Source organism: Sphingomonas phyllosphaerae FA2 (assembly GCF_000427645.1).
In the GTDB taxonomy this organism is placed as follows: Bacteria; Pseudomonadota; Alphaproteobacteria; order Sphingomonadales; family Sphingomonadaceae; genus Sphingomonas; species Sphingomonas phyllosphaerae.
On record NZ_KE386571.1, the window covers coordinates 3138763 to 3152197 of the forward strand.

Consider the following 13435-nt stretch of genomic DNA (forward strand, 5'->3'; position numbering starts at 1 on the left):
ATCCCCGCCTTCGCGGGGATGACGGCCGGGCGTGGGATCAATCGTGCTTGCGGCCGAAATCTGCCGCGGCATCGTCCTGTCCCTGATCCACGATCGAGCGGCGGATCGCGCGGGTGCGCGCGAAACGATCGTGGAGCGCGTCGCCGTCGCCCCAACGGATCGCGCGCTGGAGCTGGCTGAGATCCTCGCTGAAGCGTTGCAGCATCTCCAGCACCGCTTCCTTGTTCGACAGGAACACGTCGCGCCACATCACCGGGTCGGAGGCGGCGATGCGCGTGAAGTCGCGGAAGCCGCCGGCCGAAAACTTGATGACCTCCGATTGGGTGACCTGTTGCAGGTCGTCGGCGGTCCCGACGATCGTATAGGCGATCAGATGCGGCAGATGGCTGGTGACCGCGAGGACGAGGTCGTGGTGGTCGGGCGCCATCCGCTCGACATCCGCGCCGAGCCGCCGCCAGAAATCCTCGACGCGGATCGTCGCCGCCCCGTCGCTCTCGGCGAGCGGCGTGACGATGCACCAGCGGCGGCGGAACAAGGTCGCGAAGCCCGCCTCGGGTCCGCTCTGCTCGGTCCCCGCCACCGGGTGAGCAGGGACGACGCGCGCCGCGGGGAGCACTGCGGATAGCGCCTGCGCGACCGACGCCTTGCAGCTGCCGACATCGCTGACGATCGCGTCGGCCGGCAGATCGGCGGCGATCTCGGCGGCGACCGCGCCCATCGCACCGACCGGCACGCACAGGATGACCAGATCGGCGTCGGTCACCGCCGCCCCGGCATGGTCGGCGACGTCGTCGAGCAGGTCGATTCGGCGCGCGGTTTCGCGAACGTCCGCGTCGGCGTCATGCCCGGTCAGCCGCACGGTCGGCATATATTGCCGCACCGCGCGCGCGATCGAGGAGCCGATCAGCCCGAGGCCGATGATCGAGACACGCGCGAACGGCAGCATCAGCCGCGCTCGATGCCCTTGTCAGGCGCGGTGGCATATGCGGCGGCGGCACCACGCTCGACCAGATCGCGCAGCGCCGCGGCGACGCCGCGCGTCTCCGCCTCGGTGCCGATCGTGATGCGCAACCCCTGCGCAAGCCCCTGACCCGGCAGCCAACGGACGATATAGCCCGCGTCCATCAGTCCCTTGTAGGCGGTCTCGGCGGTCAGCTCGCCCTCGAACACCACCAGCACGAAATTGGCCTCGCTCGGGATCGCGCGCAGCCCGGCATTGCCCAATTTGGCGATTTCCGCCGCGAACCACGCGCGCCACTCGGTGTTGTGCGCGCGGGTGTGCTCGACGAAGGCGCGGTCCTCGATTGCGGCGACGGCAGCGCGCTGCCCGCCGATCGTGATGTTGAACGGCAGGCGGATGCGGTGCAGCGCCTGCACGATATCGGCATGCGCATAGCCCCAGCCGATCCGCTCGGCAGCGAGACCGTGAATCTTCGAGAAGGTGCGCGTCACCAGCACGTTGCGCGCGGTCTTCGCCAGTTCCAGCCCGCCGTCGTCATCCGCGTCGGCAAGATATTCTGCGTAGGCCTGATCGAGCACCAGCAACACGTTGCCGGGCAGATGGGCGTGAAGCCGCGCGATCTCGGCGGCGGGTGCGAAGGTGCCGGTCGGGTTGTTGGGGTTGGCGACATAGACGACGCGCGTGCGGTCGCTGACGCACGCGAGGATCGCGTCGACGTCGGTGGCATAGTCGCGGTCGGGCGCGATCACCGGGGTCGCGCCGACGCGCCGCGTCGCGATCTCGTAGACCGCAAAGCCGTAGCGGACGAAGATCACTTCGTCTCCCGGCCCGGCGAAGGCACCCGCGGCGAGGTGGAGGATTTCGTCCGAGCCGTTACCGTAGATGATCCGCGCCGCATCAAGCCCGAAGCGCGCCGCGATCGCCTCGCGCACGATCGCGCCGCTGGCGTCGGGGTAGCGCTCCAGCGTATCGGCGGCGGAAGCATATGCCGCGCGCGCGGCCGGCGAGGTGCCGAGCGGATTCTCGTTCGACGACAATTTGGCGACGGTGCGCCCGTCGTCGGTGGTCGAACGCCCCGGAATGTACGGGGCGATGTCCATGATCCAGGGCTTGGGAGCGGGCGCGTTCGTCATGGCCGATGCAGGTAGCGCGCGCGCGCGCCGGGGGGAAGGGGGCGGGTGGCGGAGCCGTTGCCGCCCACCATTCCCTAAAGCGGCGCGTCGGGCTTGTAGCCGACCTCTGCGATCACGGTGCCGTCGGGGTTTCTGCCGTCGCGATAGAGCGCGTTCACCTTCTGGCGTTGCGCCCAGGTCAGCGTGTCCCAATCCTCACGGTCGTTGCCCGGATGGCGTTCGCCGCCGCGCTCCTTGCGGCGCGGCGTGCCGGTGCTCGTCGCCTGCGATCTGGCACGTTCCTCCTGATGCGCCTTCAACGCGTCGTCGAGTTCGCCCGCCTCCACCGCCTGTTCCAGCTTGTCGAGGAACATCGCGAACATCGCTTCGGGGAGGTGGTTGGTCGCCGATCCGTTGAGCGGCAGCGGGCCCCCGGGCAGTTTCACCGTGAAGGCGACGATGCCGTTCTGGACCTGCCACCAGCGGCCGCCCGCCTTGGCGGTGCCGGGGGTGCGTTCCGCATATTGTTCGCGCGTGCGCTGGATACCGTCGAGCAGCGGGCGCCGCGCCTTGGCGGGATCGTCGGGCTTGATCGCGAACGCCTCGGCAAGACCTTCGTTGTCGATGAAGCCGGCGAGTGAATCCAGTAATCCCATGTGGCCTCCATGCCCTTGGTTGCGAGCTAGGCAGCAGTCCTTACCGATTGGTCAACGTGGCGGACGAACCGCGCAACATGGATTTGAACGCCGGCAGGGTGCGAGGAAGTGGCGTCGGTTCTGTCGCCGGCCCCTTGGTGCTGGCGCGCTCCTGCCCATCGCGGGTCAGGCGTCGGCGGCGGGGCGTCGAGGCATCTCGACACCCCGCCCGCGGGCCGGGTAAAGGCAGCGGCTCGATGCTCACCACTCCTTCCTCGCTCGATCAGCGGTTCGGCCTGTCACGGCGTGTCGTGCTGCCCGGGCCGCTAAGGCTCGATGGTGGTGCGCTGCTTGCGCCGGTCGAGATCGCCTATGAAACCTATGGCACGCTGGCGGCGGACGGCGGCAATGCGATGCTGGTCTGCCACGCGCTTACCGGCGACCAGCATCTGGCGAGCGCGCATCCCCGCACCGGCAAGCCGGGCTGGTGGCAGCGGATGGTCGGGCCGGGCAAGCCGATCGATACCGATCGCTATTTCGTGATCTGCACCAACGTGTTGGGATCCTGCATGGGGTCGACAGGCCCGGCGAGCGTCGACCCCTCGACCGGGCGACCCTATGCAATGGCGTTTCCCGTCATCACGATCCGCGACATGGTGCGTGCACAGGCGCTGTTGCTCGATCATCTGGGGGTCGCGCGGCTGACGGCGGTTGTCGGCGGGTCGATGGGCGGGATGCAGGCGCTGAGCTGGGCGGCGACCTTCCCGGAACGCGTCGGGAAGTGCGTGGTGATCGCCTCAACCGCACGGCATTCGGCGCAGAACATCGCCTTTCACGAGGTCGGGCGACAGGCGGTGATGGCCGATCCGAACTGGCGCGGCGGCGAGTATTACGACGGCGACCCGCCCGCCGCCGGGCTGGCGGTGGCGCGGATGGCGGCGCACATCACCTATCTGTCCGAGGCGGGGCTGACGGAGAAGTTCGGGCGGCGGTTGCAGGCGCGAGCGCAGAAGTCGTTCGGGTTCGATGCCGATTTCCAGGTCGAAAGCTATCTGCGGCATCAAGGGCTGGCGTTCACCGATCGGTTCGATGCCAACAGCTATCTCTACATCACGCGCGCGCTGGATTATTTCGATCTGGCCGAGGAGCATGGCGGGCTGCTCGCCAACGCCTTCCGCGGCACCGCAACGCGCTTCTGCCTCGTCAGCTTCGACACCGACTGGCTGTATCCAACCGCCGAGTCGCGCAGCATCGTCCATGCCCTGATGGCGGCGGGCGCACCGGCGAGCTTCGTCGAGCTGTCGAGTCCGTTCGGGCATGATGCCTTCCTGCTCGACTCGCCGGAGCTGGACCGCGTGATCCACGGCTTCCTGAGCGCCGGCCGATGAGTTTGCGACCCGATCTGGCGATCATCGCCGCGCATCTGCCCGCCGGCGCGCGCGCACTCGACATCGGGTGCGGCGATGGCGAGTTGATGGCGGCACTGCGCGACGAACGCGGCGCCGACGTGCGCGGGCTGGAGCTGGACCCCGGCAATGTCGCGGCGGCGGTCGGACGCGGGCTGTCGGTGATCCAGGGCGATGCCGATACCGATCTGGCGGGCTATCCCGACCAGAGCTTCGACTATGCGATCCTCAGCCAGACGTTGCAGACCGCGCGTGCGCCAGACCGGGTGTTGGGCGAATTGCTGCGGATCGGGCGTTACGCGTTCGTCAGCTTTCCCAATTTTGCGCACTGGCGCGTGCGGCTGTCGCTGTTGTGGGGCGGGCGGATGCCGGTAACGCGGCTGCTGCCCGAGCGCTGGTATGATACGCCCAACATCCACCATCTGACGATCGACGACTTTCGTGCGCATCTGGTTGAACGCGGGGTGATCGTGGAAGGGGCGTGGTTCCTGTCCGGCGACAAGCAGACCGGCGGCGCGGCGGCGAACTTCCTTGCCGAACATGCGATCTTCCTGCTGCGCCGGGAACAAAGCAAAGTTGATCGGGGTTAAGGTATCCGTGATGAGGACCCCGGCATGACTGCGACTGCGCTGATCGTCGAGGACGAGATTTTCGTCGCGCTCGATCTGGAACGAATTCTGGAAGACGCGGGATACCGCGTCGCGGCGATCGCCGCGGATGCGCAATCCGCGCTGGACGCCGCGCCGGGATGCCGTTTTGCCTTCGTCGACGTCAATCTCCGCGACGGGCCCACGGGGCCCGACATCGCCGAGCGGATCGCGCGCGATTACGGCGTGAAGGTTGTGTTCGTGACCGCCAATCCCGGACAGATTATCAACCGTGACGCGGCGTTGGGCTATGTGCGCAAACCGTTCAACGAGGAGGCGATCCTGGCGGCGGCGCGCACTGCCGCGCAGTCGGATACCGCCGGCGGCGACTGCCTCGACTTCGTACGCTGGCCGACATCGGCGATCAGCAGCAACGGTTCTGCTCAGGCGGGCTAAGCGCGCCGCAACACGTCGTTACGGCACATCGGGCCTTGCAGCCTAGCGGCTGAACGCGATCCTCGGCACGCGCGTCGTCACTTCCAGCCCGGCCGTCGGCCATTCGCGTATCACGGTACCGCCCAGTTGCCGCGCGGCACTCATCTCGATCAGTTGCGAGCCGAAACCGGTCTGCGTTGGCAGGCCCGACAGCGGCGGGCCGTCGCGCTCGCACCAATGCAGCACCACCTCACTGGCTTCGACAGTGATGGTCAGCGTGACGTGCCCGTCCGCAGTCGACAGAGCACCATATTTACTCGCGTTGGTCGCCAGCTCGTGGAAAATCAGCGCCAGCGGGGTCGCGGCACGATCGTCGACGGTCACGTCATCGCCGACGATATGAATCCGCTCAGCGTTCGGTGCGTGATAGGGGGCGAATAGTTCGCCGAGCAGCCCGTGCAGGCTGTCCTGTCGAAGCGCCGGGCGCGATTGATCGCTATGCGGGCGGACGAAATCGTGCGCGCGGCCCAGTGCGGTGATCCGCTGACGTAGCTCGCCGAGCAGCCCGGACAGTTCCGGGTGGGTGCGCCCGGTCAGATGCACCAGCCCGGCGACCACCGAGAAGATGTTCTTGATGCGGTGGCTCAGCTCCTGGCTGACGATCTCGCGCTGTTCGAGGGCGAGCTTCTGTTCGTGAATGTCGGTGCAGGTGCCGAACCAGCGCGTGATCGCGCCCGCGGCGTCGCGGATCGGCAATGCGCGGCCGAGCACCCAGCGGTAGGTGCCATCGTGGTGGCGCAGGCGATATTCGATCTCATATGGCTCGCCTGTGTCGAGCGAATGGCGCCATGCCGTCCAGGCGCGGGCCTGATCGTCGTGGTGGAACATGCCGTTCCACGCCTCGCCATCGGTCGTCCCCTCGGGAACGCCGGTGAACGCGTACCAGCGGGCGTTGTAATAATCGTGATAGCCGTCGGGCAGCGTCGACCACACCATCTGCGGCATGGTGTCGGCAAGGATGCGGAAGCGGGTTTCGCTCTCCGCGGCCTCGTTGCGAGCGCGGCGGACCGAGGCGCGCCGCGCTGCGCCCTCCCGCGAGTCGCGCAGCCGGGCAAGGACGTTGGCGGCGAGGACCGTCAGCCCCTCGCGCTGCAACGCGTTCAGTCCCTCGGGATGCGGCACCGTGTCGAGCACGCACAGCGAGCCCATCGGAAAACCGTCATCGGAAATCAGCGGCACACCGGCGTAGAAGCGAAGGTTCATCTCGCCGGTGACCAGCGGATTCGTGGCGAAGCGCGGGTCGGCGGTGGCGTCGGGGACGATCATCAGCCCGTCGCCCCACATCGCATGCCCACAGAACGAATATTCGCGTGGCGGCTCCGGCCCTTCCGGGTAGCCGGTGCGCGCCAGGAAGGTCTGATGATCGGTATCGAGGATGCTGACGATCCCGACCGGCAAGCCGCAGAGATGCGCGGCGAAGTCGGTGATCTGCTTCAGCGCCGCAGCACCGCGCAGGGATTCGACATCGTAGGTGGCAAGCACCTGCGACCGCTTCGCCTCATCCAGCGCCTCGGGGCAGATTTCCAGACGGCTGGCGGGCTGCTCCGTCACTTAGAACGGCACGTCGTCGTCGAGGTCATCCGCGAAGCCGCCGCCGTAGCTGCTACCGCCGCCGCGCGCGCCGCCGCCTGCACCTGCACTGCCGCCACCACGCGATGCGGCGCCGCCACCGCCGCGCGCGCCGCCGCCATAGCCACCGCCGCCACCGAAATCATCGCCGCCGCCGAAGTCTTCACGACCACCGCCGCCACCGCCACCCGCATTGCCGCCCGGGCCGTCGAGCATCGTCAGCACCGAGTTGAAGCCCTGCAGCACGATTTCGGTGCTGTATTTGTCGTTACCCTGCTGATCCTGCCACTTCCGCGTCTGGAGCTGGCCCTCGATATAGACCTTGCTGCCCTTGCGCAGAAATCGTTCGGCGACGTTCGCGAGCCCTTCGTTGAAGATTGCGACCGAATGCCATTCGGTCTTTTCCTTGCGCTCACCGGTGTTGCGGTCCTTCCACGATTCCGATGTGGCGATGCGCAGGTTCACTACCTTGCCGCCGTTCTGGAACGAGCGCGATTCGGGATCGCGCCCGAGATTGCCGACGAGAATGACCTTGTTGACGCTGCCTGCCATGAAGCCCTCTTAGAGACCGGCGAACGTCGCCAGCCAAAACGTGATTCCGGCCATGACATAGGCGGTCACGAACAGATAAGCCAACATGAACACCGGCCACTTCCAGCCGTTCGTCTCGCGCCGCGTGACCGCGATCGTGCTGATGCATTGCGGGGCGAACACGAACCACATCAGGAAGGCGAGTGCGGTCGGCAATGACCAGCGCCCGCGCAGATGGTCGACCAGGCTCTTTGCGCCCGAGGCGTCCTCGGTGTCGTCAATGGCATAGGCGGTGCCGATCGCCGCGACCGCAATTTCGCGCGCGGCCATCGTCGGGATCAGCGCCAGCGCGATATCGTGGTTGAAGCCGATCGGGCGGACGATCACCTCCAGCCCGCTCGCGATCCGCCCGGCGATCGAATATTCGACCTGTTTCTGCCCGGCCGGTGCCTGCGGGAAGCTGAGCAGCGCCCAGAGCACGACGGTGGTCAGCGCGATCGTCGTGCCCGCACGCTTCAGGAAGATCGTCGCACGGCTCCAAAGCCCGATCGCGACATCGTTAAGACGCGGCAGCTGGTATTTGGGCATCTCCATCATGAAGCCCGAGCTTTCGCCCTTGGTCACGGTGCGGCGGAGCAGCAGCGCGGCGACGAATGCGCCGACGATCCCCATCAGATAGAGGCCAAGCAGCACCAGCCCCTGCAACCCGACGAACGGCAGCACCTGCCGAGCCGGGATGAAGGCGGCGATGATGATCGTGTAAACTGGCAGCCGCGCGGAACAGGTCATCAGCGGCGCGATCAGGATCGTGGTCAGCCGGTCCTTCTCATCATCGATCGTCCGCGTCGCCATGATCCCGGGCACCGCGCAGGCGAAGCTGGACAGCAGCGGGATGAACGCGCGCCCCGACAGCCCGACGCCGGCCATCAAGCGGTCCAGCAGGAACGCGGCGCGGACCATATAGCCCGATGCTTCCAGCACGAGGATGAACAGGAACAGGATCAGGATCAGCGGCAGAAACACGATCACCGCGCCAACCCCGGCGATCACGCCGTCGGTCAGCAGCGAGCGCAGGAAACCGTCGGGCATCATGCCCTTGATCGCGGTCTCCAGCGCAGCGAATCCGTCCTCGATCCAGCCGACCGGAGCTTCGGACCAGCTGAACACCGCCTGGAACATCACGAACAGCAGGGCGACGAGCAGGATGGGGCCGAACACCGGATGCAGTGCGACGCTGTCGAGCGCATGGTGCCAGCGGCGGGTCGGCGTCTCGCTGATCGTCGCGGCCCGCGACAGCGCGCGGGCGCGGCGTTGCAGCGTGCGGATGTCCTCGACCGGGGCGGTCGAGGCGACCGGCGCGGCGGGTGCGCCGACCAGCGCGGTCAGCGTGGCGCGCAACGTGTCGATCCCGCGTCGGCGCACCGCAACCGTGGGAACGACCGGCACGCCCAGCTCGCGCTCCAGCACCGCCGGATCGAGCACCAGCCCGTCACGCTCGGCAAGGTCGACCATGTTGAGCGCAATCACCACCGGCAGCCCGAGCGCGATCAATTGCATCGCGAAGCGCAGGTGGTTGTCGAGATTGGCGGCATCGAGCACCACCACCAATGCGTCGGGGCGTCGCTCGCCGCTTTGCGCGCCGAGCAACACGTCGCGCGTTACGCGCTCGTCGGGAGAGGACGGTTCGAGGCTGTAAGCGCCGGGCAGGTCGACCAGCTCGACCGGACGCCCGTCATCGAGCGCGAGTCGGCCCGAGTGGCGCTCGACGGTGACGCCGGGATAATTGCCGACCTTTTGCCGCGCGCCGGTCAACGCGTTGAACAGCGCGCTCTTGCCGGCATTGGGATTGCCGACCATCGCGACCAGCGGGGGCATTTCCATCACGCGTGGCGCCGGGGGCGCGTCACTCGGCGGGGAGCGGTTCGACCGAGACGCGGATCGCGCCGGCGACCGCGCGGCGCAGCGCCACGGTCATCCGTCCGATCCGGCACGCGACCGGGCCGCCGCCAAGCTGTGCGCGGTGAAGCACCTGCACAGGCACGCCGGAGTCGAACCCAAGTTCGCGCAATCGCCGCGCTTCGGGCGTGGCGAGCCGCGCCCAATCGATGTCGTCGACAATGGCGGCCTGATGCCGCGGGAGCGTTTCGAGGCTGATGGGCGTGGTCACCCGGCTTCTATAATCGCAATGAGATTGATTATCAATTAGCGATTGGCGCGCATCGGCGCGTCACACGACCGGATAGCGCAGCCGGCCGATGAAGCGGCTGAGGCTGGGGCGATGCTGCGTTCGGCGGGTGAATTGCGCCTTGGCCTTCTCGAGTCGCATGATCCCGTCGATGCGCCGCGCAAGGAACGCGCGGGTCTCCGCCTGCTCCTCGCTGTCGTCGTCGAGGAAAACGGTGGTGGTGGCAGCATAGACCGCCAGCAGCATCGCGCGCTTCGTATAGTGATTGTAATCGGTCGCATGATCGCCAGCGAGCCGCCACATCGCATCGACGCTGCGCCAGCCCAGCCGTGCGGCGACGGCGACGTTGGTCGGCAGCGCAAGGATCGCGCGCGCACGGCGCAGCGCTTCCCGCTCGGGGGCAAGCACCGCCAGCCGCGCCTCGACCAGCGCGGTGATCCGCTGGCGAATCTTCATCGTCGCCAGTGTCGCGGGCGGCAACGCCGCGGCCATCGCGGCATCGACATGCGCGAACCACGCGTCGATCATCGTCACCGCGCCGTCGGCAAACGCGAGTCGGGCGACGTCGGGGTCAATGCCTTCCTGCTCGGCGGCGAGATCCCGCGCGGTGTCGCCCCAGCCGTCGAAGGCGGCATTGGCGGCGATCGCGGGGGCGAGCCGCGCGCGGACCTCGTCCAGCGTCAGGTCTTCCGGCGTCAGATTCTCGGTCATCGCTTTTCCTCCGGCACCGGATGGGCGGCTGGCGGCTCATTAGCATCGCGCCGCGTGTCGCGCACCAGCACCAATGCCGCAGCGATCATCGCGATCCCCACGAAATCGGGTGCGCCAAGCGCTTCGCTGAAATGTACCCAGCCGATCGCCGCCGCCACGGTCGGCTGGATCAGCAACGCCAGCCCGACCACCAGCGGCGAGAGCCGGCCGAGCGCATAGATCATGCAGCCCTGCCCGACCAGTTGGCACACGATCGCCAGCGCGATCAAAGGGGGCCAGTGCTGCGGCACGATCCGCTCGCCGAGGATCAGCGCGAAGCCGAGCAGCGGCAGCAGCGAGGCAAGCGACGACAGCGCCAGCGCCGGCCACGGGGCGAGCGCGCGGCGCACGTCGGACATCAGGATGAAGTAGAGCGCGTAGAGCACCCCGGCGACGATGCACAGCAGGTCACCAGCGAGATGCCGCGGGTCGAGCTGGTAGGACCGCCCCATCAGCAGCGCCGCACCCGCAGCGGCGAGCAGCAACGCGGCGCCTTGCATCCGTGTCGGCCAAGCGCGCGCGACGAGGAACCCCCAGAGCGGGAACAGGAAGGTCGCCGAATTGCCGAGCAGCGTGGCGTTGGCCATCGTGGTGTGGATGATGCCGAGGTGCCACGTCCCGAGGTCGGCGGCGAAGGCGACACCGGCCAGCGCGACGAACAACCAGGTGCGCCACGACGGCGCGACCGTGGCGGGCTTGCGGGTAGCGAGCGCGATGCCGGCGAGCACCGGCACCGCCAGCGCGATCCTCCAGAAGGCGGCGGCGACCGGGCCGGTATCGGCCAGGCGGACGAACAAGGGACCGAAGGCCAGTGCCGCATTCGCGACGATCACCGCGACGAGCGCGGGCGCGGTGCTGGTGGAGGCGGGGCGGGTCATATCTAGTCTCAACTTCTTCGTCATTCCCGCGAAGGCGGGAATCCAGAACCTCTGACCTTCGCGCCTCCATCGACAGACCTGCGCGTCTGGATTCCCGCCTTCGCGGGAATGACGGTCTTTGTTGTGGGGGTAACGGAGCCGCCTACGCCGCTTCGGCGAGCAACTTCTTTGCCTCCGCGCCCGTCCAGTCCATGTCGCCGGTCACGCGCCAGATCTCCTTGCCGTCGGCGCCGTACAGGATTGTCGTCGGCAGGTTCGCACCATAGCCGGTGCTCAGCCCCAGCTTCGGGTCGAGGAACGGGCGCAGGTTCGCGAACTTGCGCTGCGCGAGGAAGGCGTTGGCCTTGGCGGGCTCCATGTCCTGGCTGATCGCGAGCACCGGCAGCTTGTCGCCCAGCGTCGCGGCAGCGGCGTCGAGCGTCGGCATCTCCTTGACGCATGGCGCGCACCACGTCGCCCACAGGTTGACCAGCACCGGCTTGCCCTTGAACGCCGCCAGCGTCGTCGCCGCGCCGCCTGCGGCCGGGGTGAAGGACACGTCGGGGGCCGCCTCGCCCTTGTGGCTGCGGTCGATCTTGTCGACCTTCGGCGCCGACGTGGCGGGGACTTCGTCGCTGCTCGCCACCCCCGCTTGCCCGTTGCCCGGGGACGGCTTATCGCACGCGGCCATAGCCAGCGCGGTGCCGAGGAGACAGACGATCGCGACGCGGGATGCCATGAGCGGTTCCAACCAGATGTGGGGCGGGCGGTTCGCCGAAGGGCCGGCCGCGGTGATGCGCGAGATAAACGCCTCCATCCCCTTCGACAAGCGGATGTGGCGGCAGGATGTCGCGGGCAGCCGCGCGCATGTCGCGATGCTCGCCGAACAGGGGATCGTCTCGCCGGCGGACGCGGCGGCGATCCGCGACGGGCTGGAGCAGGTCGCGACCGGGTATGCCGCCGACGGCGTCCCCGACGATCTGGCGATGGAAGACATCCATATGCTGACCGAGGCGCGGTTGTCCGACGCGATCGGTGCCGCTGCGGGGCGGCTCCACACCGCGCGCAGCCGCAACGATCAGGTCGCGACCGACTTCCGGCTGTGGGTGCGCGACGCCACCGATCAGGTGCTGGCGGCGCTCGACGCGCTCGATGCCGCCTTGCTGGCGCGCGCCGAGGAACATGCCGGCAGCGTGATGCCCGGCTTCACGCATCTGCAATCCGCGCAGCCGGTGACGCTCGGCCATCACCTGATGGCCTATCACGAGATGGTGTCGCGCGACATCAGCCGCTTCCGCGACAATCGCGCGCGCGGCAATCTCTGCCCGCTGGGTGCGGCGGCGCTGGCGGGGACCGGCTTCCCGGTCGACCGCCACGCCACCGCCGCCGCGCTCGGCTTCGACGGGCCGACGCGCAACAGCCTCGATTCGGTCAGCGACCGCGACTTCGCGCTCGATTATCTGACCGCCGCCGCGCAATGCTCGCTGCATCTCAGCCGGCTCGCCGAGGAGTTCGTGCTATGGGCGTCGCAGCCGTTCGGCTTCGTGTCGCTGAGCGATCAATGGTCGACCGGCAGCTCGATCATGCCGCAGAAGCGCAACCCCGACGCCGCCGAATTGGTGCGCGGGCACAGCGGGCGGATCACCGGCTGCCTCGTCAGCCTGATGGTGACGATGAAGGGGCTGCCGCTCGCCTATTCCAAGGACATGCAGGACGACAAGCCGCCCGTCTTCGAATGCCACGACCTGCTGGCGATCTCGATCGCGGCGATGACCGGCATGATCGAGAGCGCCACCTTCCGCACCGACCGGATGCGCGCGTTGGCGGAAAGCGGCTTCGCCACCGCGACCGACCTCGCGGACTGGCTGGTGCGCGAGGCCGATGTGCCGTTCCGCGAGGCGCATCACATCACCGGCCGCGCGGTGGCCCGCGCCGAGGCGCTCGGCTGCACGCTCGACAAGGTGCCGCTCGCCGACCTGCAGGCGATCGACGCGCGGATCACCGATGCGGTTTACGGCGTGCTGTCGGTCGACGCGTCGGTGGCGAGCCGCAAGAGCTTCGGCGGCACCGCGCCCGACAATGTCCGCGCCGCGATCCGGGCGGCGCGCGCATGAGGGCGCTGCTGCTGCTCGTCGCCGCGCTGCCGCTCGCCGCGTGCGGATCGACGCAGGCGCTGAAGCCGGCGGCCGGCAAGCCGATGCCGGTCACGCCCTACGGCGCGGCGCAACAGCCGGCGGTCGCCGACCTGCTCACCCCCTCGGTACAGGCGCGGCCGCAGCGCACCGGGGAAGTCCTCAAAAGCTCGCAGAAACGGGAGCCCGACCCGTTCGACCTTCCCCCACGCTGA

General features: G+C 68.3%; 15 protein-coding genes. 5 read left to right on the forward strand and 10 right to left on the reverse strand.

The window, feature by feature from the left end:
- Window positions 1-37 precede the first annotated feature (37 nt).
- From SPHPH_RS0115275 to SPHPH_RS0115285, 3 genes are all read right to left on the reverse strand, one after another.
- Window positions 38-946, reverse strand: coding sequence for a prephenate/arogenate dehydrogenase family protein (locus SPHPH_RS0115275; protein ID WP_028967478.1), 909 nt, complete (start codon window positions 944-946; stop codon window positions 38-40).
- The gene (gene hisC / locus SPHPH_RS0115280; RefSeq protein WP_051273047.1) at window positions 946-2094 is read right to left on the reverse strand and encodes a histidinol-phosphate transaminase; all 1149 of its coding nucleotides are present in this window, start codon (window positions 2092-2094) and stop codon (window positions 946-948) included. The genes SPHPH_RS0115275 and hisC overlap by 1 nt, the downstream gene beginning before the upstream one ends.
- 74 nt (window positions 2095-2168) lie before the next feature.
- Window positions 2169-2729 carry a hypothetical protein gene (locus tag SPHPH_RS0115285; protein ID WP_028967480.1) on the reverse strand — a complete coding sequence of 187 codons (561 nt, stop codon included), beginning with the start codon at window positions 2727-2729 and terminating at the stop codon, window positions 2169-2171.
- Window positions 2730-2965: 236 nt separating this feature from the next.
- Here SPHPH_RS0115285 and metX point away from each other — a divergent pair, with 236 nt between their 5' ends.
- From metX to SPHPH_RS0115300, 3 genes are read left to right on the forward strand one after another with little or no spacing between them, the layout of a single operon-like run.
- On the forward strand, window positions 2966-4096 hold the full coding sequence (gene metX, locus SPHPH_RS0115290; protein ID WP_028967481.1) for a homoserine O-acetyltransferase MetX: 1131 nt from the start codon (window positions 2966-2968) through the stop codon (window positions 4094-4096).
- Entirely contained in the window at window positions 4093-4704 is a 612-nt protein-coding gene (gene metW / locus SPHPH_RS0115295) for a methionine biosynthesis protein MetW (RefSeq protein WP_028967482.1), read from the forward strand. Before metX ends, metW begins: the two co-directional genes overlap by 4 nt.
- A gap of 24 nt (window positions 4705-4728) precedes the next feature.
- The gene (locus SPHPH_RS0115300; protein ID WP_028967483.1) at window positions 4729-5157 is read left to right on the forward strand and encodes a response regulator; all 429 of its coding nucleotides are present in this window, start codon (window positions 4729-4731) and stop codon (window positions 5155-5157) included.
- A 42-nt stretch (window positions 5158-5199) separates the two neighbouring features.
- Here SPHPH_RS0115300 and SPHPH_RS0115305 read toward each other — a convergent pair whose 3' ends face one another.
- From SPHPH_RS0115305 to SPHPH_RS0115335, 7 genes are all read right to left on the reverse strand, one after another.
- The gene (locus SPHPH_RS0115305; protein WP_051273048.1) at window positions 5200-6747 is read right to left on the reverse strand and encodes a PAS domain-containing protein; all 1548 of its coding nucleotides are present in this window, start codon (window positions 6745-6747) and stop codon (window positions 5200-5202) included.
- Complete coding sequence (gene ssb, locus SPHPH_RS0115310) at window positions 6748-7317, reverse strand: single-stranded DNA-binding protein (protein ID WP_028967485.1); 570 nt, start codon at window positions 7315-7317, stop codon at window positions 6748-6750.
- A gap of 9 nt (window positions 7318-7326) precedes the next feature.
- The gene (feoB, locus tag SPHPH_RS0115315) at window positions 7327-9177 is read right to left on the reverse strand and encodes a ferrous iron transporter B (RefSeq protein ID WP_028967486.1); all 1851 of its coding nucleotides are present in this window, start codon (window positions 9175-9177) and stop codon (window positions 7327-7329) included.
- Window positions 9178-9199: 22 nt separating this feature from the next.
- Window positions 9200-9463: a FeoA family protein gene (locus SPHPH_RS0115320; RefSeq protein WP_028967487.1), complete on the reverse strand. Its 264-nt coding sequence runs from the start codon at window positions 9461-9463 to the stop codon at window positions 9200-9202.
- Between the two features lie 60 nt (window positions 9464-9523).
- A complete protein-coding gene (locus SPHPH_RS0115325; protein WP_028967488.1) occupies window positions 9524-10192 on the reverse strand; it encodes a COQ9 family protein in 669 nt (222 codons plus the stop codon).
- The gene (locus SPHPH_RS19935) at window positions 10189-11109 is read right to left on the reverse strand and encodes a DMT family transporter (protein WP_202900670.1); all 921 of its coding nucleotides are present in this window, start codon (window positions 11107-11109) and stop codon (window positions 10189-10191) included. Before SPHPH_RS19935 ends, SPHPH_RS0115325 begins: the two co-directional genes overlap by 4 nt.
- 142 nt (window positions 11110-11251) lie before the next feature.
- Entirely contained in the window at window positions 11252-11827 is a 576-nt protein-coding gene (locus SPHPH_RS0115335; RefSeq protein ID WP_028967489.1) for a TlpA family protein disulfide reductase, read from the reverse strand.
- A gap of 16 nt (window positions 11828-11843) precedes the next feature.
- Between SPHPH_RS0115335 and argH the strand changes: the two genes are divergently transcribed.
- Both argH and SPHPH_RS0115345 read left to right on the forward strand, forming a co-directional pair.
- Window positions 11844-13202, forward strand: a complete 1359-nt coding sequence (gene argH / locus SPHPH_RS0115340; protein ID WP_028967490.1) for an argininosuccinate lyase — start codon at window positions 11844-11846, stop codon at window positions 13200-13202.
- Complete coding sequence (locus SPHPH_RS0115345) at window positions 13199-13435, forward strand: hypothetical protein (RefSeq protein ID WP_028967491.1); 237 nt, start codon at window positions 13199-13201, stop codon at window positions 13433-13435. The genes argH and SPHPH_RS0115345 overlap by 4 nt, the downstream gene beginning before the upstream one ends.